Annotated in this window: 22 protein-coding genes; 16 read left to right on the forward strand and 6 right to left on the reverse strand. The window is 68.5% G+C overall.

The window, feature by feature from the left end:
• Positions 1 to 16: 16 nt before the first annotated feature.
• Positions 17 to 1,153, reverse strand: coding sequence for a muconate/chloromuconate family cycloisomerase (locus AC1RQF_RS19430; protein ID WP_492872743.1), 1,137 nt, complete (start codon positions 1,151 to 1,153; stop codon positions 17 to 19).
• A 579-nt stretch (positions 1,154 to 1,732) separates the two neighbouring features.
• Here AC1RQF_RS19430 and AC1RQF_RS19435 point away from each other — a divergent pair.
• The 8 genes from AC1RQF_RS19435 (at position 1,733) to AC1RQF_RS19470 (ending at position 10,544) form a co-directional block, all read left to right on the forward strand.
• The gene (locus tag AC1RQF_RS19435) at positions 1,733 to 2,209 is read left to right on the forward strand and encodes a hypothetical protein (RefSeq protein WP_492872757.1); all 477 of its coding nucleotides are present in this window, start codon (positions 1,733 to 1,735) and stop codon (positions 2,207 to 2,209) included.
• Positions 2,210 to 2,422: 213 nt separating this feature from the next.
• Positions 2,423 to 3,874, forward strand: coding sequence for a PepSY-associated TM helix domain-containing protein (locus tag AC1RQF_RS19440; RefSeq protein WP_273997015.1), 1,452 nt, complete (start codon positions 2,423 to 2,425; stop codon positions 3,872 to 3,874).
• A 31-nt stretch (positions 3,875 to 3,905) separates the two neighbouring features.
• A complete protein-coding gene (locus AC1RQF_RS19445) occupies positions 3,906 to 4,271 on the forward strand; it encodes a DUF2946 family protein (protein WP_492872744.1) in 366 nt (121 codons plus the stop codon).
• A gap of 162 nt (positions 4,272 to 4,433) precedes the next feature.
• Positions 4,434 to 6,536: a TonB-dependent receptor family protein gene (locus tag AC1RQF_RS19450; protein WP_492872745.1), complete on the forward strand. Its 2,103-nt coding sequence runs from the start codon at positions 4,434 to 4,436 to the stop codon at positions 6,534 to 6,536.
• A gap of 103 nt (positions 6,537 to 6,639) precedes the next feature.
• Positions 6,640 to 6,813, forward strand: a complete 174-nt coding sequence (locus AC1RQF_RS19455; protein ID WP_273997019.1) for a hypothetical protein — start codon at positions 6,640 to 6,642, stop codon at positions 6,811 to 6,813.
• Positions 6,814 to 6,892: 79 nt separating this feature from the next.
• Positions 6,893 to 9,013 carry a TonB-dependent receptor gene (locus tag AC1RQF_RS19460; protein ID WP_492872746.1) on the forward strand — a complete coding sequence of 707 codons (2,121 nt, stop codon included), beginning with the start codon at positions 6,893 to 6,895 and terminating at the stop codon, positions 9,011 to 9,013.
• Positions 9,014 to 9,308: 295 nt separating this feature from the next.
• Positions 9,309 to 9,389, forward strand: coding sequence for a tryptorubin family RiPP precursor (locus AC1RQF_RS19465; protein ID WP_443111521.1), 81 nt, complete (start codon positions 9,309 to 9,311; stop codon positions 9,387 to 9,389).
• 42 nt (positions 9,390 to 9,431) lie between these two features.
• Positions 9,432 to 10,544: a cytochrome P450 gene (locus AC1RQF_RS19470; RefSeq protein WP_492872747.1), complete on the forward strand. Its 1,113-nt coding sequence runs from the start codon at positions 9,432 to 9,434 to the stop codon at positions 10,542 to 10,544.
• A gap of 46 nt (positions 10,545 to 10,590) precedes the next feature.
• Here the strand turns inward: AC1RQF_RS19470 and AC1RQF_RS19475 are convergent, their stop codons facing one another.
• Positions 10,591 to 11,565, reverse strand: coding sequence for a glycosyltransferase (locus tag AC1RQF_RS19475; RefSeq protein ID WP_273997024.1), 975 nt, complete (start codon positions 11,563 to 11,565; stop codon positions 10,591 to 10,593).
• A 145-nt stretch (positions 11,566 to 11,710) separates the two neighbouring features.
• Between AC1RQF_RS19475 and AC1RQF_RS19480 the strand changes: the two genes are divergently transcribed.
• Genes AC1RQF_RS19480 through AC1RQF_RS19490 form a run of 3 tightly spaced genes read left to right on the forward strand, consistent with a single transcriptional unit; the run spans position 11,711 to position 14,787 of the window.
• The gene (locus AC1RQF_RS19480; protein WP_273997025.1) at positions 11,711 to 12,001 is read left to right on the forward strand and encodes a hypothetical protein; all 291 of its coding nucleotides are present in this window, start codon (positions 11,711 to 11,713) and stop codon (positions 11,999 to 12,001) included.
• A gap of 29 nt (positions 12,002 to 12,030) precedes the next feature.
• Positions 12,031 to 13,686 (forward strand): DUF7411 family protein, encoded by a 1,656-nt coding sequence (locus AC1RQF_RS19485; protein ID WP_492872748.1) that lies wholly within the window; start codon positions 12,031 to 12,033, stop codon positions 13,684 to 13,686.
• Positions 13,687 to 13,701: 15 nt separating this feature from the next.
• The gene (locus AC1RQF_RS19490; protein ID WP_492872749.1) at positions 13,702 to 14,787 is read left to right on the forward strand and encodes a hypothetical protein; all 1,086 of its coding nucleotides are present in this window, start codon (positions 13,702 to 13,704) and stop codon (positions 14,785 to 14,787) included.
• Here AC1RQF_RS19490 and AC1RQF_RS19495 read toward each other — a convergent pair.
• Complete coding sequence (locus tag AC1RQF_RS19495; protein ID WP_492872750.1) at positions 14,779 to 15,618, reverse strand: galactosyltransferase-related protein; 840 nt, start codon at positions 15,616 to 15,618, stop codon at positions 14,779 to 14,781. The genes AC1RQF_RS19490 and AC1RQF_RS19495 overlap by 9 nt on opposite strands.
• A 71-nt stretch (positions 15,619 to 15,689) precedes the next feature.
• Between AC1RQF_RS19495 and AC1RQF_RS19500 the strand changes: the two genes are divergently transcribed.
• Genes AC1RQF_RS19500 through AC1RQF_RS19520 form a run of 5 tightly spaced genes read left to right on the forward strand, consistent with a single transcriptional unit; the run spans position 15,690 to position 19,573 of the window.
• On the forward strand, positions 15,690 to 16,547 hold the full coding sequence (locus AC1RQF_RS19500) for a thiamine pyrophosphate-binding protein (RefSeq protein WP_273997030.1): 858 nt from the start codon (positions 15,690 to 15,692) through the stop codon (positions 16,545 to 16,547).
• 12 nt (positions 16,548 to 16,559) lie between these two features.
• Positions 16,560 to 16,868, forward strand: coding sequence for a hypothetical protein (locus tag AC1RQF_RS19505; RefSeq protein WP_492872751.1), 309 nt, complete (start codon positions 16,560 to 16,562; stop codon positions 16,866 to 16,868).
• Positions 16,865 to 17,773 (forward strand): transketolase family protein, encoded by a 909-nt coding sequence (locus AC1RQF_RS19510; RefSeq protein WP_492872752.1) that lies wholly within the window; start codon positions 16,865 to 16,867, stop codon positions 17,771 to 17,773. Before AC1RQF_RS19505 ends, AC1RQF_RS19510 begins: the two co-directional genes overlap by 4 nt.
• Positions 17,770 to 18,657 (forward strand): JmjC domain-containing protein, encoded by an 888-nt coding sequence (locus tag AC1RQF_RS19515; RefSeq protein ID WP_273997035.1) that lies wholly within the window; start codon positions 17,770 to 17,772, stop codon positions 18,655 to 18,657. The genes AC1RQF_RS19510 and AC1RQF_RS19515 overlap by 4 nt, the downstream gene beginning before the upstream one ends.
• A gap of 13 nt (positions 18,658 to 18,670) precedes the next feature.
• Positions 18,671 to 19,573 carry a DUF6817 domain-containing protein gene (locus AC1RQF_RS19520; protein WP_492872753.1) on the forward strand — a complete coding sequence of 301 codons (903 nt, stop codon included), beginning with the start codon at positions 18,671 to 18,673 and terminating at the stop codon, positions 19,571 to 19,573.
• Between the two features lie 123 nt (positions 19,574 to 19,696).
• On the opposite strand, the gene AC1RQF_RS19525 is transcribed toward AC1RQF_RS19520, so the two are convergent.
• From AC1RQF_RS19525 to AC1RQF_RS19535, 3 genes are all read right to left on the reverse strand, one after another.
• A complete protein-coding gene (locus tag AC1RQF_RS19525; RefSeq protein ID WP_492872754.1) occupies positions 19,697 to 20,641 on the reverse strand; it encodes a LysR family transcriptional regulator in 945 nt (314 codons plus the stop codon).
• Positions 20,642 to 20,774: 133 nt separating this feature from the next.
• Positions 20,775 to 21,335 carry an ester cyclase gene (locus AC1RQF_RS19530; protein ID WP_273997038.1) on the reverse strand — a complete coding sequence of 187 codons (561 nt, stop codon included), beginning with the start codon at positions 21,333 to 21,335 and terminating at the stop codon, positions 20,775 to 20,777.
• Positions 21,336 to 21,406: 71 nt separating this feature from the next.
• A complete protein-coding gene (locus tag AC1RQF_RS19535; RefSeq protein ID WP_273997039.1) occupies positions 21,407 to 21,790 on the reverse strand; it encodes a VOC family protein in 384 nt (127 codons plus the stop codon).
• Between the last annotated feature and the right edge of the window lie 469 nt (positions 21,791 to 22,259).

Consider the following 22,259-nt stretch of genomic DNA (forward strand, 5'->3'; position numbering starts at 1 on the left):
TGTTGCGTGGTTCGGGCTACCGGGTGACTTTCGTCAGCCCTTCGCGGGTGAAGCGCCGGACCGCGGCCTCGTCGAGCTCGATGCCCAGCCCCGGGCCCGCCGGCACGGTCAACGCGAAATCGCTGTAATCCAGCGGGCGCGTCAGAATTTCTTCGGTGATCAGCAGCGGGCCGAACAGTTCGGTGCCCCACTGCAGGTTCGCGAAGCTGGCGAACAGGTGCGCGGAGGCGATCGTGCCGACCGCGCCCTCGAGCATCGTGCCGCCGTAGAGTTCGACGCCGGCCGCATCGGCGATCGCAGCCACGCGCTGCGCGGCGAACAGCCCGCCGCTCTGCTCGATCTTGATCGCGAACACGTCCGCGCCATGCTGCTTCGCGATCTCGAACGCGCTGTCGGGCCCCTGCAGAATTTCGTCGGCCATCAGCGCGACCGGGAAGCGGCGCATCAGGCGCGCGAGCGCCGCGGCGGACGCCACCGGCTGCTCGACCAGCTCGCAGCCGGCATCGGCCAGCGCCGCAATGCCTCGTGCCGCCTGTGTTTCGCTCCACGCCATGTTGACGTCGACGCGCACCGACGCACGCTCGCCGAGCGCCCGCTTGATCGCGGCCACGTGCCGGATATCCGCGTCGAGCGCTTTCGCGCCGATCTTCAGCTTGAACACGTTGTGGCGGCGCAGGTCGAGCATCCGCTCGGCCTCGGCGATGTCGGTCGACGTGTCGCCCGAAGCAAGCGTCCACGCGACCGGCAGGCGGTCACGCCGGCGGCCGCCGAGCAGTTCGCTGACCGGCACGCCGAGCCGCTTGCCGTGCGCGTCGAGCAGCGCGGTTTCAAGCGCGCTCTTCGCGAAGTGATTGACCTTCGCCAGCTTGCCGAGGAACGCCATCGTCGACTGGATGCGCATCGCGTCCTGGCCGATGAGGGCCGGTGCGAAATACGTGTCGATCGCGAGCTTCATCGCCTCGGGGCTTTCCGGGCCGTAGGCCATCCCGGCGATCGTGGTGCCTTCGCCGATGCCCGTCACGCCATCGCTGCAGACCACCTTCACCAGCATCAGCGTCTGCCCGTGCATTGTCGCGACCGACAGCTTGTGCGGACGGATCGTCGGCAGATCGACGAGACGGGTTTCGATGCGTTCGATGGCGATGGGGGACATGGGGCACGCTGCGTGGTCGGGGTTCATGGAACGGATTTATAGCCCCGGCCCATACCAGCGTCCAATACTTTTGGACATCCATTTCCATACCCATCAGGTATCAGATTTCAGCAATATCCCTGAATCGATCCCCAAAACAATACCTTTCATGGCGGGTTATTCCCCGGAAAGCCTTGCCGGGACGAGCGCACGCCGGCTTCAGGCATTGAGTGGATGCATCGAATTCGCAAGAGGCGGTTCGAGCTCTGCGCGCTCGGGCTCAATGACACGGCAGCGCCCGCTATCTGGAATTCCATCCTGTTCAATCAATCAGGCATCCACATTGATACGGATGTCGCTCGGCCGAACCGGCTATGCGCACCGCCGCCAGCCTGCGCAAGGCGAGGGCGCTGCTGCTCGCCGGCCACACGCCCGATGCGCTCGTCATGCTGTCCGGCTGACCCGGCCCGCCGGCCGGCGTCATGACCCGCGCCGCCGCGCGGCCCGCCTGGGCGCATGCGCCTGCCGTTCCTCGCTGAGGCCGGCCGTCACCGGCGCCTGATCGATTCGCGCCGCGAAACAGAGGTACAATCGCGCGCCATGAACGCACTTCGCCACTTCCTGCTTCGGGGCGGCCTCGCGCGACAGCTGATTTGGGGGGTTCTCCTCATCGTCCTGCTGTCCCGCGCGCTGATGTCCGGAGCCGTGATGCTCGATCCGGATGGACCGGACGCGGGCTCGGTGGTGCTGTGCTCCGGACGCGGCCCGCTGATTCTCGACGCCGCCGCCCTGACGGCCCGCTTCGATGCGCGCGCGCCGATCACGCCCGCCAACGACGCGCGTGCGCTGGCCGACACGCTCACGCACGCCGGCAAGGCCGCGCCGGCCGATCACGAGGCCGGCCTGTGCGCCTTCAGCGCGGCGCTGTTCGCCGCGCTGGCGTCGTTTGCGCTGCTCGTGCTGCTGTTCCCCGCCGCCGCGCCGCGGCGTGTCCCATTGCCGCCGGCCCCTCGTCCGCCGGCGCGATCGGCGCGCGACGAGCGCCCGCCCTCCCGCGCCCCGCCGCTTCCCGCCTGAACGTTTCGCTGCCTCGTCCGCCCGCGTCGCCGCGCGCGGACACCCCTGCCGTCACCGCCCTGCCCGCCCCACCGTTCCGCGCGCCGCCCCGCCGCCGCTGAACGGCGCCGCGCGCGACCCGCGACCCTGCCGTCGCGCGTGCGCGCCGGCAGGCGCGCCGCGTCGTGACGACGGCCGGCTCCGGCCGGCGACGACAACGAAGAGGGAACCCCCATGTCGACCACCGTCGAGCGAAGCATCTCGCCCGCCCGCTCCGCGAGCGCCGGTTACCGGACGCTCTGGCGCTGGCATTTCTATGCCGGCCTGTTCGTGATGCCGTTCCTCGTGATCCTCGCGATCACGGGCACGCTGTACGCCTTCCAGCCGCAGATCGAACCGCTGCTGTATCCGCACCGCCTGATCGTCGCGCCGCGCGACACGCCGAGACTCGACGCCGACACCCTGGCCGCGAACGCGCGCGCCGCGCTGCCGGCCGGCGCGACGCTCGCCACGGTGCAGGTGTCCACGGCGGCGAACCGCAGCGCCGAGTACGTGTTCCGGCTCGCCGACGGCAGCCGCGAAAGCGTCTACGTGAACCCCTATGACGGCGGCGTGCTCGGCACGCTGAGCGTCGAGCGCCGCTTCATGCAGGTCGACCGGATGCTGCATCGCAAGCTGCTGCTCGGCAAGACGGGCGAGCTGCTGATGGAGCTGGCCGCGTGCTGGACCCTCGTGATGATCGGCACCGGCGTCGCGCTGTGGTGGCCGCGCGGCGCGGCGCGCGTCGGGCGCGCGCTGCGCCCCGACCTGTCGCTGCGCGGCCGGCCGCTGTGGAAGAACCTGCATGCGGTGGGCGGCGTCTGGCTCGCCGCCGGCGCGCTCGCCTTCATCCTCACGGGGCTGCCCTGGTCGGGCTCGTGGGGCAAGTACTTCAAGGAATTCGCGGCCACCGTGAACCTCGGCGCGCCCGCCGGCGCGTTCGGCGGCCTGCCGCTGCGCTCGTCGCGTCCGGGCGCGACGCCGGCCGCCGACGCACCCGCCGCGCACGCCCATCACGGCGGCGACGATGCGATGCCGGGCATGGTCATGGACGACCTGCCGCTGCCGCAGACGCCCTGGGCGGTCGGCAACGTCCCCGTGCCGCGTTCGCCGTCGGCCCCGACGCCCGCTCCGCTCACGCTGGAACGCGCGATCGCGCTCGTCGCGGCGCGCGGCGTGACGAGCGGCTACACGCTCGCGTTGCCGGCCGGGCCGGACGGCGTGTTCACCGCGTCGTACTTCCCCGCCGATCCGAAGGCGGAGCGCACGCTCTACCTCGACCAATACAGCGGCGCGGTGCTGAAGGACATCCGCTACGACGACTACGGCGCGGTGTCGCGCGCCGTGTCGTATGGCACCGCGCTGCACATGGGGCGCTACTTCGGGCTCGCGAACCAGCTGCTGTGCGCCGCGCTGTCGCTCGGTCTCGCCGCGATGGCCGTGACGGGCGCGGTGATGTGGTGGAAGCGCCGCCCCGCCGGCACGCTCGGCGCGCCCGCGCGCGAACGCGGCGCGCCGCCGATGCGCGGCTGGATCGCCGGCCTCGCGCTGCTCGGGATCGTGTTTCCGCTGATGGGCCTGACGATCGTCGCGGTCTGGCAGGTCGACCGGCTGCTGTTCCAACGTGCGGCGTCCACGGCGGCCTGACGCATTGCGCGCCGGCGCGCCGCGCGCGCCGTTGCGACGAACCCGGGTCACGGCGTGGCTCGGGCTGTTCGCGCTCGCCCTCGCGCTGTGCGCGCCGCTCGTGTCGCAGCTGCGCGCGAGCGCGGCGGCGCGCGAGCGGGCCTTCATGGCGATCTGCTCCGCGACCGACAACGTCTCCGCCACGCATCCCGGCGTCTATTCGCCGCCGGCCACGCATCTCGACCGATGCGGCTATTGCGGGCTGCTCGCGGGCCATCCGCCGCTGCACTACACCGCACCGATGCCGCGCCCGCTCGTCGTGCGGCATGCGCTGCCCGACCCGCCGCCGACGCCCGGCCGCCGGGTCGCGGCACGCTATACGTTCGCCTCGCCGCGCGGCCCGCCCGCGCACGCCTGACCGCCCTCGCGATCCGCACGCCACGCGACCGCGCGGACCGGATCGCATCCCCGTCGCCCCGGCCATCCGCCGCCCGGTGTCCGCGCCTGAGCGCGCGCCGGGCGACGGCCGCCGCGCGCCGCGCCCGCCGCATCCGAACGTATTTTCGATACCGAGCCCATCATGTTTCCTCTATCCCGCCTCGCGGTCGCGCTGTCCGGCGTGACAGCCGCCTTCTGTACAGCCTCCGCCGGCGCGCAAACCGCCGACACCCCTGCCTCGACCACCTTGCCCGTCATCGCCGTCAACGCGACCCGGCCCGCCGGGCCGCTGACCGCGAAATCGACCGACGCGCTCAAGCGCGATCTCGAGGCGACCGTCGGCTCGGTCGGCTTCGTCGACGCCGACCGCTACCGGAACACCTACGCGTTCACGCTGCGCGACGTGCTGAAGGACGTACCCGGCGTATTCGTCGAGAACCGCTATGGGCAGGAGCTGCGTCTGTCGATCCGCGGATCGGGCATCGCCCGTTCGTATCACACGCGCGGCCTCGAGATCCTCCAGGACGGCATCCCGACCAATCTCGCCGACGGCAGCGGCGACTACTACCAGATCGACCCGCTCGCCTTGCAGGCGGCCGAGGTCTACAAGGGCGGCAACGGTCTCGCGTACGGCGCTTCGACGCTCGGCGGCGCGATCAATTTCGTCACGCCGACCGCCCATACCGCCGATGCGCCGAACCTCCTGCGCGTCGAAGGCGGCAGCTACGGCACGGTGCGCGCGAGCGCCCAGTTCTCGCGCATCTATGGCCCGCTCGATTTCCTCGCGACCTTCAGCGTGAATCACACGGACGGCTATCGCGCGCATTCGCGCGGCCAGTACGAGCAGTTCAACGCGAACGTCGGCTACCGCTTCAGCCCGACGGTCGAGACACGCTTCTACGTCGGCGCCTACGTGGTCGACCAGCGGCTGCCGGGCACGCTGTCGCTGGCCGACGCGCTGAACAATCCGACCAAGGCCGCGCCGAATGCGCTGTCGGGCGACCAGGCGCGCAACACGCGCACCGAGAGGATCGCGAACCGGACCACCGTGAAGCTCGAATCCGGCGAACTTCAGTTCGACACCTGGGCGATCCACAAGAGCCTCTATCATCCGATCTTCCAGGCGCTCGACCAGGACGGCTGGACCTATGGCTTCGCCCCACGCTACACGGGCCGCCTGACCCTGGGCGGGATGCGCGACGACCTGATCGTCGGCGCGCGCTTCTTCGGCGGCCGCACGCGGGCCAATCAGTACGTGAACGTCAACGGCGACAAGGGTGCGCAAACGCTCGACTCGACGCAGACCGCGTTCAACTACGAGGCCTACGTCGAGAACCGGCTGTTCTTCCTGCCGACGGTCGCGCTGATGACGGGCGTGAAGGCGCTGCGCTCGGTGCGCGAGTACGTCGACAACGGCGGGCTCCCGACCGACCCGAACTACAAATCGACGCGCGCGGCCTACAGTGGGCTCAATCCGAAGCTCGGCCTGCTGTGGCAGCCGGATCGCAACACTCAGGCCTACATCGACATCACGCGCAGCCAGGACGTACCCGACTTCACCGATCTCGCGCAGACCTTCGCGAGCACGACGCGCTTCACGCCGCTCGCGTCGCAGCACGCCTGGACCCTCGAAGTCGGCACGCGCGGCACGCGCGACCGCCTGAGCTGGGACCTGACCGCGTATCGCTCGCTGGTGCGCGACCAGCTGCTGCAATACACGACGAACCCGGACGTGCCCGCGTCGACCTTCAACGCGAACCAGACGGTGTTGCAGGGGATCGAGGCGGGTGCGTCGATCGAGCTGTTCCGCAACGTCACGGGGCGCGGCGCGGGCGACACGATCACGCTGTCGGGCATCTGGAACCTGAACGACTTCCGCTTCAAGGACGACCCGCAGTACGGCAACAACCGGATCGCGGGCGTGCCGCTCAACGTGCTGCGCGCGACGCTCGGCTATGCGCGCCCGAGCGGCTTCCATATCGCGGCGACGCTCGACTGGGTGCCGTCGGGCGCGTGGGCCGACGACGCGAACACGCTGCGCGCGCCGAGCTACACGCTGCTCGGCCTGCAAGCGGGCTATGACTTCCGCAACGGCCTGTCGCTGTACGTCGACGCGCGCAATCTGACGAACAAGCGCTACGTCAGCGACATCAGCACCGTCGCGAACGCACGCACCGCGAACACCACGATCTTCTACCCGGGCGAAGGGCGCAGCGTGTTTGCCGGCGCGCGCTACGCGTTCTGATGCGAACGCCGACGTCCGTGCCGGCATCCGATGCGCGCGCCGCCGCGCCCGCGCACGCCGGTCCGGCGTGCGCATCCCACCCCGTCGAACCCTGGAGGTACGTATGACCGCACGCCCGTCCCTGCTGGACCGGATCGCCCGTCACCGCCGCGCGCTCAACCTCGCGACCCTGATCGCATGCGGACTGTGGGCCGGATGGATCGCCTGGATGACGCGCCCCGCCGCCATCGACGCGCCCGCCTCGCGCGCCGCCTGGTGCACGCGCACGCCCACCTGATTGAACCCGCAGGCCGACGGCGGCCGAGCCGACATGCGCGCCGCCCGACGCCTCTCTTCGATTTCAAGGAAGTTGACTCATGACGTACCGTTTGATGCTCCCCGCGGCTGCCGCGCTGATCGCATTCCCGCTCGTCGGCCAGGCCCAGGACGACAACGCCGATACGCCCGGCGCGACGCTCGCGCCGATCCGCGTCGATGCGCGCAGGCAGCCCCCGCTGAAGCAGCCGCGCGACACCGGCAGCCATCTCGGCCTGACGCCGCTCGAAACCCCCGCCAGCGTCGAACAGATCGACCGCGCCCAGCTGGATACGCGCGGCGACAGCACGATCGTCGACGCGGTCAGCCGGGCCGCCGGCATCGGCGAATCGCCGCATCCCGGCAACGGCGGATCCGAGCTGAGCGCGCGCGGCTTCGTCGGCGCGTCGTCGGTCACGCAGCTGTACGACGGCGTGCGCCCGTATGGCGCGCTCGCCACCACGTTTCCATTCGATACCTGGTCGGTCGATCACATCGACGTGCTGCGCGGCCCCGCCTCGGTCATCTATGGCGAAGGCGCGATCGGCGGCGTCGTCAACATCGTGCCGAAGAAGCCGGCGCGCGCACCGATCCGGAATGAACTGCAGGTCGGCGGCGGCACCGAAGGCACGGCGCGCCTCGCGTTCGGCAGCGGCGGCGCGATCAACGACAAGCTGTCCTACCGCTTCGACATCAGCGGCAACCGTTCGTCGAACTGGGTCGATCGCGGCAATTCGCGCAACCTGTCCCTCTCGGGCGCGCTGCGCTACGACGTGACGTCCGACCTGTACGTCACGGCGTCCTACGCGCAGGGCTTCCAGCATCCGATGCAGTATTTCGGCGTCCCGCTCGTCAACGGCGCGCTGGATCGGGCGCTGGACAAGAAGAACTACAACGTCGGCGACAGCGACATCGCGTTTCGCGACAGCTGGGCAACGGTCGCGGCGAACTGGCAGCCGAGCGACAGCCTGAACGTGACGAGCACGCTGTACCGGATGAAAAGCAACCGTCATTGGAAGGACGCCGAATATTACGCGTACCTGCCGACGAGCGGGCGAATCCAGCGCAGCAGCTACACGGAAATCTTCCACGACCAGGAGCAGTACGGCAACGTGACGACGGCCACCGTGAGCAGCGCGCTGTTCGGGATGCGCAATACCTTCTCGGCGGGATTCGAGTTCAACCACACGCGCTTCCAGCACGACAACAATGCGCCGTACTCGGGCGCCTCGACCGTCGATCCGTTCAACTTCGATCCGGGCAGTTTCATCAACACGGCCGGCACCTATCCGAAGTACCGGAGCCAGGCGAACCAGTACGCGCTGTTCGCGGAAAACCGCCTTGAGATCACGCCGCGCTGGTCGGTCATCGGCGGGCTGCGCTACGACCATGCGAGCGTGAACCGCGACGATCTCGTCAACGGCAGCGCGTTCACGAAGGTATTCGCGAACACCGGCTGGCGCATCGGCACCGTGTACGACGTGCGGCCCGGCCTCGCGGTGTACGGCCAATACTCAGTCTCGGCCGACCCGGTCGGCTCGCTGCTGATGCTGAACGCATCGAAGGCGAACTTCACGCTCGCGACCGGCAAGCAGATCGAGATCGGCGTGAAGCAGTCGTTCCTCGACGGCAAGGCCGAATGGACGCTGGCCGCGTACCGGATCGTGAAGAACAACCTCGTGACGGCCGACCCGGTGAATCCGAACCAGTCGATCCAGGTCGGGCAGCAGTCGTCGCGCGGGCTCGAAGCGACCGTCGGCGCGGAGATCGCGAAGGACTGGCGCGTCGACGCGAACATCGCGATCCTGCGCGCGAAATACGACGACTTCCAGCAGGCGTCCGGTGGCGCGACGGTCTCGCGCGCGGGCAACGTGCCCATCTCGGTGCCGCAGCGGCTCGCGAATCTGTGGGTCAGCTGGCGCTTTCTGCCGGCATGGACCGGCATCGTGGGCGTCAAGTACGTCGGCACGCGCTACGCCGACGCGGCGAACCAGCTCGTGATGCCGTCGTACACGACCGTCGATCTCGGCCTCGCCTGGAAGCCGCGCAAGGATACGACGGTGACCGCGCGGGCCTACAACGTGTTCAACCGCCGCTACGTGCAGGCGGCGTACTACAACGGCCCGCAGTATCTGCTCGGCGCGGACCGCCGCCTCGAACTGCTCGTGAACCATCGCTTCTGACGGACGCATCGCCCCGCCGCGGGCGGGGCGATGCGCGCCGGCGTCCTGTCGCGCGAATCATATAAGGCAATAGCATGCGGCATTTCGACTATTTGCCATCATTGTTCATGTTAATGAAATTGATTTACTTGCAAATATTGATCTGATTTATTCTCGAAATGCACATATCTCAATATGTGCATCTTGCGCGAGGCAGGCTTGTCCGGCCCCTGCGCATGGGTTCGACAGCAGCATGATTCCCATCCATGTCGCCTGTGCAGGGCGACTTATTTCCAATGAAAAACGAGGGTAATCCATGAAAGTCCTGTTTGCGCTCAAAGATAAGCTCGCTTCCAAGAAAAGCCTGAAGGCCTATGCCTGGTATCTCTGGTATTGATACGCCGCACCGTCATCTTTTTTTCCTGAAGGAATCGCACTGATGACTCGAACCGCGTCCAGTGAAGCTACCGATCAGTTCGCCGGGCGTGGTTCCCTGCCCATCGCGCCCGCCCCCTCCTCGACCGCCGACGGCCGGCTCGCGCGGACGACCGTGTTCGCGCCCAGGCTCGACGCGCTGATGCGCGAGCATCGCGGCAAGGATCTGTTCAGGCTGGACGCCAATACCGTGGGGATCGCCGGGGCCGAACTGAGCCACCGGATCCTCGACGCGCGGCACGCCACCGAAGTCGAACGCCCGACTTTCAAGCCGCTGCACGGCCGCTCGATCCCGCGTCCACGCGCCTTGCAGCAGATGCAGGCGATCGGTCGCGACGTGCGCGCGGCGCTGAAACGCCCGCTTCCCGATGATCTCGACTTTCGCGGTCCGTGGCCGCATGTCGGGCACGTCTATCTGCGCGACCTGCTGCTCGGCGACGATCCGCACCGGCTGCGCTTCCTGATGAACCGCATCCTGGAGCTGACGCCGAAGCTCACCTGGGCCGTCATCGCCGCAGCCGCGCTGCGCCCCGTCAAACTGCGGAACGGCGCGTCCGACACCGCCGCGTTCGTGTCCGCCGCGTCCGGCTACGATGAGCGCCGCTACGCCATGGGCCTGTACCGGCGCACGGCCGCGCCGGTCTGCTTCACGATTTCCACGCTGGTCGCCAATGCGCTGTGGCTCGGCTCGCCCTTCGACGATCGCATGTCGAACCGCAACATCATCCATGAATCGCTACGGCTGCTGCCGCCGTCCTGGAACATCCTGCGCAACGCCTCGCCCGAGTATCCCGAGATCGACGACCGGATCCGGCCCGACGACGACATCCTGCTGCTGCCGCTGTTGAGCCATCGCGATCCGGCGCTTTGGGAGGATCCCGAAACGTTCCGCCCCGAGCGCTGGGACCACCTGGCCCCCGACAATCATCCGGGCTACCTGCCGTTCGGCCACGAGACCGAGCGCTGCTGGGGACGACACATGGTGATGCCGCTGGCCGAATCGATGCTCGACATCGTGCGCAGCAGCGGCTTGGTGGTGAACCCGCGCCAGACGAAAGCCGACGTGCGGCTCACCGGATTGCTGGCGGTATCGGAAGTCGATCTCGTGCGGGCGTGAATGCCCTCGGCGTGCGGGCGCACTAACGCACTAACGCATTAGCGCATTAGCGCGCTTGCAGCCGCTCGCGAATCCAGCGAAGACGATCGCGCGGATACGGCCCGTAGCAACTCTCGTCGACGAACAGCGTTTGCGCCGTCCCGGGCAACGGCTTGCGCAGCGCTTTCTCGAACCAGCCGACGGCGAGGTCGGCGCGCCCCATGCCGAGCGCGACATCCCCCAGCACGCAGCACGCCTCGGCGAGATCGGGATCGATGCGGTACGCGGCCAGCGCATAGCGGCGGGACGCTTCGAGGTCGCGCATCAAGAGCGCGCAGGTGGCTGCGCCGAGCACGGCAGTATAGCGGCCCGCCTGGAATTCCGCCTGCCGCCAGTAGCGCAGATAGAGGGGAATGGCCTCGGCATGGCGCTTCGCGAGCCGCAGGGCGCGTGCGTGATAGAGCACGGCGCGCAGATCGTCGGGGTCGTCGCGCAACGCCTGCGCGCACAGACGCAGATCGCGCTCGACCGCCGATTCCTTGCCCGCCTTGTCCGGATGGTTGCTCAGCGTGGCGCAGTTGGTCCGGCAGGTCGGCTCCCGCAGCACGATCCATTCATGCACGCGCCCATGCCACGTCGACCACGGCTGCTTCCGGAACACCCTCGGCAGATACCAGCGGGTGCCGCCGGACAGGATCACCAGCTCGATCGCCTGCAGATCGCGCCTGGCCATCAAGCGCCGCCACTCGGCGCGATCGCCGATCGCCAGCACCTCGTCCGCATCGACCGACAGGATCCAGCCGTTGCCCGCCATCGCCAGCGCCGCATTGCGCGCCGCGGCAAAGTCGATCATGCGGCCGCGCGCGTCCGCGAGCGACGGCATCACCCGCGCCTGCGCGCCGAATTGACGCGCGATGTCGACCGTCTCGTCGGTCGAACCGCTGTCGACGATGCAGCACGCGTCGATCCACGGCGCCAGCGACGTCAGGCACCGCGCCAATACGCGCGCTTCGTTATGGACGATCAGGCAGGCGGTCAGCATTGTGTGAGTTATGCGAAATAACGGAGTGTCGGGTTATATCTCCTATAATCGTTGCACGCCGTCACCATGCAACGATTGCCGTGATATCGCGGCGCGTCGTGTGTTGACCGGGGTTCCCTTCACATCGTTATGGAAAGGAGCAGACGTGGCAACCAAAAAGAAATCCAACAAAGTTTCCGCTGTTGATCCCGCCAAGCCTGCCGCCAAGCGCGGCAAAAAGGCACTGACCATTTCCATCGATCTCGACGCGCTCGAGCAGCTGTACAAGCGGCGCTATGAAATCACGCTGGATGGCGGCGACACGAAAGGCGGATCGATCCGGCGCGCCGAAGGCGACACGAAGGGCGGCATCATCATCCGGCCCGCCGAGAAACGGACCAAAGCCGCGGCGAAGAAGCCGGCCGCGAAGAAGCGCACGACGAAAGCCAAGGTCTGATCCCGCGCGCGCGCAAGCAGGCCTTGCCGATGCGAGGCGCGGCGGCGTTGACCGACGCGGGCTGCGCCGCGCTGCGCGAACGCGCCCGGGAAACCGCGCCGATCGGCTGCGGGCCAGCCAGCTGGCGCATCGACCCGCGCGACGAACGGATCGCCTGGGATGCGGCATCGCCGGACGGCGACACCGCCGACCTCGACGTCTCGCGTGACGCGCACGGCGCGCTGATCGTCCGGCGCGGGCTGCACGCGCGCGGCCCGCTCTATTTCCGCATCGAGCGCGACCGCATCGAGTGGGATCAGGATCCGCAGCGGCTCGTCGGCTCGCTCGGGATCAAGCGCGAATTCGACGTCGGGTCGCTGCTGCATCTCCTCTGGCGAGGTCGGGCGCGGCCAGGGCACGCGCTTCTGCAAGGCGTCCGGGCGCTGCACGTGGGCGAGGCGCTCAGGTGCGCGCCGGGCGAGCCGCCCGTCGTGCGTCGCGCCGCGTGGCCCGTTCACGCGCGGCCGGTGTCGCACGATGCGGCCTGCCTGCGGGAAGAGGCCCTGGCGCGGCTCCGGACCTCCGTGCATCAAGCCGCCGACGCGGAACGCCCGGTCGCCCTGTTTCTCTCCGGCGGTGTCGACTCCGGATTGCTGGCCGCGCTCCTGCGCGAGCGACACGCCGTCACCGGCTACACGATCGCCTTCGACGACGACTACGGCCTCAACGAAACCGACTACGCCGCCACCGTGGCGCGCGTCACCGGCATCCGTCACCGGATCGTGCACCTCGACGTCGACCACGCCCGGCAACTGCTGGATCGCATCCTGGCCGCCCCGTTCCCGCTCACCGCGCCCGCCGCCGTGACCCACGCGGCCCTGATCGAGGCGACCGTCGCGGACGGACACGCCGTCGCGGTTTCCGGCCTGGGCGCGGACGAATGCTTCGGCGGCTACCACAAGCCCCTGACGTGCCTCGCGGCGCAGATGCATCATCAACGCCGGCTCGGCATCGACCTCGCCGGCTTGTACGACCTGCCGCTCGCACGCCTGCTCGGCCTCGACGACGTGCTGTTCCTCGGCATTGCGGAATTCTTCACCCTCGACGAGATGCGCCGCCTGAGCCGTGATCCGCACGCCATCGACACGCTGCCCGCCGACGACGTCGGGTTCTATCGGCAGTTGCTCGCGGCCAAACCCGAGGCGCTGCCGACGGAGGCGATGTCCGCGCACGAGTATGTGTTCCGGATCGGCGAGCTGCTGCTGCCGGCGCTCGCCGACAACGCGCTCATGCATGGCCCCCGCCTCGAATTCCCGTTCCTGCGCCCGGACGTCTACGGCTGGGCGTCCGCGATCGATCCCGGCCTGAACTACTGGCACGAGGCCGACGCCTGGTGGGCCAAGCGCCTGCTGCGGCAGGTCGCCGGCCGCTACCTGCCGCCGGAGATCGTGATGCGCAAGCGGCAAGTCCTGCTCGCGCCGATCGCGCACTGGCTGCTGGACGCGCGGTTCCGCACCCGGGTGCTCGACGAGATCGCCGACTCCGGCCTGTGGAGAATCGCGCCGTTGAGCGCCCGGTTCCGGGCCACCCTGTTGTCGCGGCTGCGCGCTTATGACGAGATCGGCGACGACAACCGGTGGCACGAGCAGCTGTGGGTGATCCTGGTTTTATGCGGCTGGATCAATCGCCATTCGGCATCGAGATAAGGGAGCGGATACGTCATGCGCGACGTCGATCTGATCGTGGTGGGCTCGGGCTCGCTGGCGCACGCGGTGCTGATGAGCCTCGCCGGCCGCGGCGACGTACCGATGACCGTGGTCGCGGCGGCGCGCAACGAGACCGCCGTGCATCACATGGCGGCGCTCGCCAATGCGCTCGGGAACGGCGGCGCGGACCGCATTGCCGTGACACCCGTGACATGCGACTACGCGCCCGCGTCGCTGGCGCGCCTGTTCGATGCGTATCGCCCGCGCGTCGTGTTGACCGTGGCGTCGATGCAGTCGCCGTGGCATATGACGCGCGGCTGGCAGCGGCTGATCGCGCAGCTGGGCTACGGCTGCACGCTGCCCTTGCAGGCCGTGCTCGCCGACCGGGTCATGCGCGCGGCGACGGCCGCGCATCCCGGGGCGCATCTCGTCAACGGCTGCTATCCGGACCTGACCAACCACGTGCTGACCGCGCGCGGCCTGCCGGTCGCGGGCGGCATCGGCAATATCGCCATCGTGGCGTCGATGCTGCGCAACCGCACCGATCGCGCGCCCCTCTCGCTGCTCGCCCATCACGCGCACGTGAGCGCGATGACGCGCGGCGCATGGAACGGGCTGCCCGCGCCGGCCGTGTGGCTGGACGGCAGCCGGCTGCCCGAGCATGAGGCCGCCGCGTTGGCCGCGCCCGTGCGCCTGCCCGCCGATGCCACGCTCAACAGCCTGACGGGCGCGCTGGCCGCGCCGATGCTGCGCGCGCTGGCCGGCCGCGCCGACGCGTGGCATGGCCAAGCGCCCGGCGTGCACGGCCGGCCCGGCGGCTATCCCGTGCGCGCGGATGCCGGCGGCCTCCAGCTCGCGCTGCCGCGCGGCGTGACGCCGGAGCAGGCCGAACAACTGAACGGGACGTATGCGCTGCACGACGGCGTGACCGTCGAAGCCGGGCGTTATGTGCTGACCCGCGCGGTGGCGGATGCGGAACGCGCATTGGGCGTTCGTCTGCCCGCGTCGCTCGCCGCATGGCGGGCCGACGCGCTCGACGAACAGGTCGCGCTGCTGACGCACTTGCGCGCGACGCTCGACGCGGCGGACGGCTCAGGCTGAAACCGGGCTGCGCGTCGTCGCGCGCAAGGCGTCTTCCTCGTAGGTCCCGAGCCAATCGCCGCGATCGTAGTTGGCCAGGGCTTGCCGAAACATGCGGTCGCGGCTTTCCCAACGATCCTGCACGGGGGGATAGTGACGGATGCGCGCATCATCGTCGTGGGACACATGCAGCACGGCGCCGCTCTGGCGTCGCGCGAGCCCGGCGCTCAGCGTCAGCCGCGCGATCATGTCCTGGTCTTCCCAACCCCAGCCCACGAGGCAGCCGTTGTAGCCGCCGATGCATTCGAAGCCGGTGCGGCGCACCATCAGCAAGCCGGGCGCCTGGCGCGTGCCGTCCGCCGCGTCCTCTTCGTTGTCGATGATCTCGAGCGCGCGTCCGTTGGTGAGGCGCAGCTTCAGGTGATAGCCGAACATCGCGACCTGGCCGGCCTTGCGCGCGTTGCGCACGGTTTCCGTCACGCCCGCGACGGTGCCGAAGGCGGCGGGCTCGGCGCGAAGCTGCCGGACCAGCGCGTCGAGCTGACCGTCCGGAACGACGATGTCGCAATCGCAGAAGAACAGCAACGGGCGATGCGTATGCGCGGCGCCGATGTTCTGGGCGCGGGCCTTGTTGAACCAGCCGGGCTCGTCGACGTGCACCACCTCGACGCGCGCGGCGTGCCCGGCCATCAGATCGCGCAGCTGATCGGCATCGCCGCCGTAGTTGACCACGGTGACGCCGCCGTCATGCCGGGCGGCGAGTTCGCACAAGGAGGGCAGCGCCTGTTGCAGCTCGTGCCGCCCTCTCCAGGTGACGACGATATCCAGGCTGAGCGGCTCGAGAGTTGACATGTTGGCTTTCCTTGAGAATCCTAATGTCAGGGCAGTTCGATCCCAACCGGGCGGAGGGAATCGTATCCAGGATGAATAACACTACCGGTAAGCGCGCGACGTCCGACAGACAACTGGTGCGGCCAGAACTGGCCGAAGCCAGTGTAGCACCGCGGGTGCGGCAAGCGATATTGGAGGGATTGCGCGCCAACGGCGGCGGCCATCTGGGCGGCACCTTGAGTTGCGTCGAGATCCTGCTCGCGCTGTTCGCCGCGCGTGCGATGGCGGCGCTCGACGAAGGCGGCGACGCGCTGCTGCTGTCGAAAGGGCATGCGAGCATGGCGCTTTATGCCGTGTTGCAGCAGGCCGGTGTCGACCTGGGTCCGCTCGACAGGTTCGGCACGGTTGGCTCCCCGCTGCAAGGTCATCCCGATCGCACCCGGCTGGCCTGCATGGATTTTTCATCGGGCGCGCTGGGCCAGGGCGTCGCCGTCGGGCTGGGGATGGCCCTCGCGCGGCGGACGCGCCACGTGTGGGTGGTGCTCGGCGACGGCGAATGCCAGGAAGGCATGGTGTGGGAGGCCGTGATGCTGGCGGCCCGCTACGGCGTGTCGAACCTGCACGTGGTCGTGGATCTCAATGGCGAACAGGAATGCGGCTGGGCCCATGACGCGCGGCTGGATGCCACGCCCTTGCCGGACGCGCTCGCCAAGTGGCGGTCATTCGGCTGGACCGCCGATGAGGTGGATGGGCACGACGTCGATGCGTTGATCGACGCTGCGCGCGCCCAGGTCGAAGGTTCCCGGCGTGGGCCCACCGTCGTGCTGGCGCGCACGGTCAAAGGTCGGAACCTCGGGCTCGAACTCGATCGCTTCCGTCGCCATTGCACGCAATTGTCGGGAGACGAATGGGCGCGCGTCGCGGGTTCGTTCCCTGTTCCGGATCGATGAGGGGCTTGCGGTATGGAGCGACTGGCGCTGATGATCGTCGACGCGCTGCGGAGAACAGCCGAGCAGTGTCACTCGGGCTTGCATGCGATCGGGTTCGTCGGCGTCGCGGATTCCCTCCATGCCACGGATCGATGGGAGGCTTGCCGTATGCAGCGACTGGCGCTGATGATGGTCGATGCGCTGCGGAGAACAGCCGAGCAGTGTCACTCGGGCTTGCATGCGATCGGGTTCGTCGGCGTCGCGCCCGATCCTCTCGCGATGAACGGGCGCGCGTCGCGGATTCCCTCCAGGCCACGGATCGATGGGAGGCTTGCCACATGAAACGACTGGCGCTGACGATCGTCGACGCGCTGCGAAGGAAAGCGGAACAAAGCGATCGCATCTGGGTGCTCGACGGCGACCTGGGCGACTCGTACGGCTTGTACGACCCGCAGGGGCGACCCGTGTTTGCCCGGTTCGTCCAGGCCGGCATCGCAGAGCAAGCGCTCATCGGCGTCGCGGCCGGGTTGGCCGCGACCGGGCAATGGCCCTGGGTGTTCTCGTTCAGCGCTTTCCTGTGTCATCGAGGCGCAGATCAGATCCGCACCTGCGTCGCGTCGCAGGGGCTGCCCGTCGTGATGATCGGTTCGCACGCGGGCGCGGCGAGCGGCGCCAACGGCGCGAGCCATGCCAGCCTGTCGGATCTCGGCGTCCTCGCCTCCATCGGCGGCGTGGATCTCTGGGCGCCCGCGGACGCCGCCGACGTCGAACGGGCTGTCGAATCGCTGACCGCCTCGCCCCGCCCCGCCTACGTGAGAACGAGCCGGGAACCGGTCGGCGACCTGGGGCTGCCGCCGGGCGTCGTGCGCAGCAACGGCGTGGCCGGCGAGACCGTTCTGCTGTCCTGCGGATATGCATCGCACTGGGCGCAGGAGGCCGTGCAGGCGCTGGCGGCCAATGGCGCGCCGATCCCGTGGCGACATATCGCGCAGCTCGGCGACGCCGCGCTGGCGCATTGGATCACGAGCGAGCCGCGCCTGCGCGCCATCGTCGTCCTCGAAGACCACGGGCCGATCGGCGGCCTGGCCGACACCGTTCGCAGGGTCGCCCCGCCCGGCATCACCGTCCGCGCCCTGTCGTGGCCGTCGGGATGGCACGGCGAATCGGGCGCTGTCGCCGATCTGAGGCGCGCGCATGGTCTGGACACGGATGCCCTCGTGCGCCGCATAAAGGAAAACATGACGTGAAAGCGCATGCACACCCCCGCGCGACCCTCGCGAAAATTCTCGATCCGATCTCGGTCGACGCGTTTCTGCGCGAATCCTTCGGCAAACGCCCGCTCCTGATTCGCGGCCAACCGGGAAAATTCGATTTCCTGATGAAGCCGGCGAACGTGATCTTCGGATTGGACAAGGTGACCGAGATTCGCTGCGTATTCGGCGGATTGAAGCAGGCGACCATCAGCCCCGCCGACATACGGGAAATGTATGAGGCGGGGGCCACCATTTGCGTGACGGACCTGCAGCTCGCGCACCGCTCCCTGCAAACGGCGGCGCGCCGGGTCCGGCGCGAGATCGGCTTCGCCGGGCGGGTCGATTTCCGCGCGTATCTGTCGCCGCCGTCCTCGGGCTTCGACTTTCACTACGACGCGAGAACCGCCACCACGCTGCAACTCGACGGCGAGAAGACCTGGTGGTACGCCACGTCGCCCCACACGCTGTTTCCGACCGAAAATTCGGCGCGCACCGACATGGCCGCCGTGCATCGGGCCGTCGCACGGCAAAAGATTCGCAAGGTGACGCTCCATCCGGGCGACCTGCTATGCCTGCCGCCCGGCCTGTGGCACAAGGCGCGGGCGGGCGACGGCGGATCGCTCGCGCTGAACATGGCGTTCAACCACGGCGGCGCGACCGTGGGCGACGTACTGGTCGATGCGCTGAAAGCGTCGCTCGCCGACGTGCCGGGCGCGTCGCTGCCGTTCCTGACCGGCGCGGGCCACACCGACGCCGTCGAGCTTGAACCGCACCTCGCGGCGTGCATCGCCGCGCTGCGGGACACGCTCGCGTCGTTCGACAGCAAGCGCCTCGCGCCGCATCTCGCCGGCGTCGCGGACGAAGCCGGACGCACCTGACCACGAAGCCGCGATGCGCGACGCCGCCCTCGACGAAGACCGCCTGAACGCCACGCTGACCCTCGTCGCGGATGCGACGCGCGTCGCCCATTCCGGCTCGACGCTCTGGGATCATCTGCTGGGAACCTACGAGGTGCTGTCGGGGTGGGGAGCCGATCCCGACATCCGTCTCGCCGGCCTGATTCACAGCATCTACTCGACCCAGTACTTTCGTCATCGCGTCATCGCGCCGCGCGAACGCGACAAGGTTGCGAAAGTCGTCGGTCAACGGGCCGAGACGCTCGCCCATGCGTTTTGCGTTCTCGATCGAGACAGTCTTCGCGGGACCTCCGCGCGCCTCGGACGCGCGTCGGCGCGCGGGCCGCTGCGCATACGGATGCACGTGGGCGACGGCGAACTACGCGTATCGGCCGCGCAATGCCGCGCATTGCGGCTGCTCGATCTCGCCAACGAAGCCGAGCAACGGCGCACCCTGCTTCAGATCCATGTGCCGTGGTTGTCGAGCGTATGCGAAGGATTTCGAAGCATCGGCTTCGTGCCGCGATCGTTCCTCCACGCGCCCAGCATCAGCGATGTACAGGAACGCCGCTTGTCCACGCTGTATGAACAGGCGCTCGCGGCTCCGGCCAGCCATGCCGCGCAGGCGCTCAGGAGCTGCATCCAGCTTGCCCCCCAATGCGCGGAGCCGAGGTTCCTGCTGTCCGCCTGGCGACTGCAGGCGGGCGATTTTCACGCCGCCTATGTGGAGGCCGCGATGGGCATCGCCAATCTCGACGGCTGGGGCGCGCCGTGGGATGCACGAATTCCCGCTCACGCGTGGCGCTTCCTAGGCGAACAACTCGGCATGGCTGCGCGCGCAACGAACCGCAATACGCCCGATATCTACACGCAGATCCTGAGCCGTATTCGCCGATGAGCCCGAGCACGCCGATTCGCTTCGGCCCGCGCATCGCGTCATCGACGAAGCGGCGCTGCCGGATCTTGCCGCCCGCGACAGATCCCCCTGCGCGGCCGCCTCTCCCTCGGCCGCGAACACGCCTCACAGAAAAGGTTCGAGCTCGACCGCTGTCTCGGCGAAACGCTCGGCGAGGAAATCGAGCAGCGCACGCACGCGCGGCGCCAGGAACCGGCTGCGCTGGAACAGCGCATTGACGGGTGCGTCCGGGCTACGCCAGTCCGGCAGCAGCACGCCGAGCCGACCCGCCCGTAGATCAGCGTGCACATCCAACAACGACTTCATCACCACGCCACGGCCCTCCAGCGCCCATTCGCGCGCAATCGCGCCGTCGTTCGTCTCCCATGCGCGGCTTTCCGGCGCCTGGAATGCGACCGTCTCGCCATGCCGCGTGAAGCGCCACGCGTTTGCCGGGAGCCCCGACGACAGGATGAAGTCCAGCCGCGCCAGCTCGTCCGGATGATCCGGCGCGCCGTGCGCTGCGATATAGGCGGGCGACGCGCACAACACGCGCCGGTTCGCCGCCAGCCGCTTCGCCACCATCGAACTGTCCGGCGGATTTCCGAAGCGGATCGCAAGATCGATGTCGTCGTGCAGGAGATGCGAGAGTTGGTCGGACAAGGTCAGCGCAATGCGGATGTCCGGATGACGCTCCGCGAAGGCCTCGAGCCAGCGCCGCAGGGTACCGCGCCCGAAGTCCGACGTCGCGGAAACGCGCAGCTTTCCGCCGATCGACGCACGCCCCGCCTGCAGGGCGGCACGCGCGTCGTCGAGGGTCTGCAGCGCGTGCTGGCAGTGCGCAAGATAGACGCGCCCCTCGTCGGTCAGGCGGAGCTTGCGTGTCGTGCGCTCGAACAACTGCGTACTCAGCGCGGCTTCGAGCCGCACCAGCCTCGCGCTCGCGGCCGCGGGCGACAGGCCCAGCTTCCGGCCCGCGGCGGAAAGACTGCCCTGGCCGGCTGCCTCGACGAACATTCGGATGTCGCCGAGGTTATCCGTGCTCAGGTGTTCTATACCGGGATTGGGCATGATCGACTGCCTCGGGGGGCGACTTCATTCGGGAAAGGGCGGCACCTGGGCCGGCGGCGCACGACTGTATCACCATCCCCCTCCCCCTTCATGAAACGGCCCATGCAAGCAGCGGACCGGTCACGGCCGCCGCTCACATCTTGACGACGCCCACCTGCTGAAGGAACGTCAGGATGTCTTCGAGGTGCCAGTTTTCCGCGATCTGGCCATTCCGGATCCGGTAGATATCGGTGGCGATGAAATCGACCGGCTGCCCGTGGCCTTGGACGTCCTTCAGCTTCCCGGTGAAATGCCCCGTGAAGCGCAAATGCGTGATCACGCGATCCCCTGCCACGATCATCTGCTTCACCTCGCAACGCACATCGGGCACCGCGCCGCGAAAGAACTTCGATGCCGCGAGCGCCCCGGCGATGCCCTGCGGGCGCCCGGGCGGCAACGTCCGATCGGTGAAGTCGGGCGCGAGCGCGGCGCGCGCCTGCGCTTCGTCGCCCGTCGACCAGAACGTGTCGTAGGTCCGCGCCGCGAGTATCTGCTGCTCGACCTGGCCGGCCGGCAGGCTCTGATCGACGATGAGTACCTCCGGCTGCACGAGGTCGTCGCCGGCGGCATGCGCGGGCGCGATCAGCGCGGATGGAACGAGGGCGGCGGCAGCCAGTGCGCGCATGCGGCGGGCGATCGGGAAACGAATGCTCATGGGTTCTCCGGACACGATGAAAAAGTAGGGGGAATCTGCTCGGATCGAGCGTCTTTCCGGTTGCGTCGTCATCACGCCTGCCGGCGCGCGTCGACGGCGCGCGACGTGACGAATTCGACGTTCACGCCGGGGACGACGGAGACGAACACCTGCACTTCGCCGGACAACGGGACTTCGCTGACGCGGTATCGGAAGCCGTGCGCTTGCAGACGCGTGAACAGCGCCTGCCACTCGCCGCGCGCCTGAATCCGCATCGCGACGTGATCGATGCGCGACGCCGACGGCGGCAGGGTGGCGCGCGTGACGTGAATGACCGGCCGGCCGTCGAGATAGAGCCAATCGCCATCGACACGGAACGGAGGACGCCAACCCGTATCCAGGCCGACCACGACATTGAAAAAGCGCCGAACGCTTTCGATGTCGGTGGTCACGATCGTAGCGTGATCGAGTTGCATGTCGGGGCTTCACGAGTTCAAAGTGCAGTGATTCTGAGTGTCGGAACTCCCGTCGACAATGGGCCGGATGATTGAAGGATCTTCAATGTGGCTGGAAGAGTCGGCAAGATCGAAGCGTCGTGGATGCTGATGAGGGCGGCTGACCGGGGAAACCGGTGGGGCGAGAGGCGGGTAGGAGGGGTGCACGCGAGACGGGAAGCCGCTCGATGCTTCAGGCGTGCGAGGTGCTGGAGACGTCCGTTACTGCGGGCGGAGGAAGCGCTGCTTCATGGCTGCGCGCGCAACGAACCGGACGTCGCCCGCGATTCATCGCCCGGTCCTGATCCGGGTCGGACGGTGTCTGTGGGGAACCGGGAGAATTCGGGCGCGCAAAAAGCAAAACCCCCGCCGGGTGGGCGGGGGTTTTGGCAGAGGGAGCCTGACGATTACCTACTTTCACACGGGCAATCCGCACTATCATCGGCGTAGA

The sequence above is a fragment of the Burkholderia sp. GW821-FHT14F03 genome (assembly GCF_058803765.1).

Excerpts from the sequence above, each read along its gene's own strand:
- AC1RQF_RS19495 (WP_492872750.1), bottom strand. The coding sequence starts at position 15,618 with ATGTCAACTCTCGAGCCGCTCAGCCTGGATATCGTCGTCACCTGGAGA.
- AC1RQF_RS19525 (WP_492872754.1), bottom strand. The coding sequence starts at position 20,641 with ATGCCCAATCCCGGTATAGAACACCTGAGCACGGATAACCTCGGCGAC.
- AC1RQF_RS19535 (WP_273997039.1), bottom strand. The coding sequence starts at position 21,790 with ATGCAACTCGATCACGCTACGATCGTGACCACCGACATCGAAAGCGTT.
- AC1RQF_RS19430 (WP_492872743.1), bottom strand. The coding sequence starts at position 1,153 with ATGTCCCCCATCGCCATCGAACGCATCGAAACCCGTCTCGTCGATCTG.
- AC1RQF_RS19465 (WP_443111521.1), top strand. The coding sequence starts at position 9,309 with ATGAAAGTCCTGTTTGCGCTCAAAGATAAGCTCGCTTCCAAGAAAAGC.
- AC1RQF_RS19530 (WP_273997038.1), bottom strand. The coding sequence starts at position 21,335 with ATGAGCATTCGTTTCCCGATCGCCCGCCGCATGCGCGCACTGGCTGCC.
- AC1RQF_RS19505 (WP_492872751.1), top strand. The coding sequence starts at position 16,560 with ATGGAGCGACTGGCGCTGATGATCGTCGACGCGCTGCGGAGAACAGCC.
- AC1RQF_RS19520 (WP_492872753.1), top strand. The coding sequence starts at position 18,671 with ATGCGCGACGCCGCCCTCGACGAAGACCGCCTGAACGCCACGCTGACC.
- AC1RQF_RS19435 (WP_492872757.1), top strand. The coding sequence starts at position 1,733 with ATGAACGCACTTCGCCACTTCCTGCTTCGGGGCGGCCTCGCGCGACAG.
- AC1RQF_RS19490 (WP_492872749.1), top strand. The coding sequence starts at position 13,702 with ATGCGCGACGTCGATCTGATCGTGGTGGGCTCGGGCTCGCTGGCGCAC.
- AC1RQF_RS19470 (WP_492872747.1), top strand. The coding sequence starts at position 9,432 with ATGACTCGAACCGCGTCCAGTGAAGCTACCGATCAGTTCGCCGGGCGT.
- AC1RQF_RS19500 (WP_273997030.1), top strand. The coding sequence starts at position 15,690 with ATGAATAACACTACCGGTAAGCGCGCGACGTCCGACAGACAACTGGTG.
- AC1RQF_RS19475 (WP_273997024.1), bottom strand. The coding sequence starts at position 11,565 with ATGCTGACCGCCTGCCTGATCGTCCATAACGAAGCGCGCGTATTGGCG.
- AC1RQF_RS19450 (WP_492872745.1), top strand. The coding sequence starts at position 4,434 with ATGTTTCCTCTATCCCGCCTCGCGGTCGCGCTGTCCGGCGTGACAGCC.
- AC1RQF_RS19440 (WP_273997015.1), top strand. The coding sequence starts at position 2,423 with ATGTCGACCACCGTCGAGCGAAGCATCTCGCCCGCCCGCTCCGCGAGC.
- AC1RQF_RS19455 (WP_273997019.1), top strand. The coding sequence starts at position 6,640 with ATGACCGCACGCCCGTCCCTGCTGGACCGGATCGCCCGTCACCGCCGC.
- AC1RQF_RS19460 (WP_492872746.1), top strand. The coding sequence starts at position 6,893 with ATGACGTACCGTTTGATGCTCCCCGCGGCTGCCGCGCTGATCGCATTC.
- AC1RQF_RS19510 (WP_492872752.1), top strand. The coding sequence starts at position 16,865 with ATGAAACGACTGGCGCTGACGATCGTCGACGCGCTGCGAAGGAAAGCG.
- AC1RQF_RS19485 (WP_492872748.1), top strand. The coding sequence starts at position 12,031 with ATGCGAGGCGCGGCGGCGTTGACCGACGCGGGCTGCGCCGCGCTGCGC.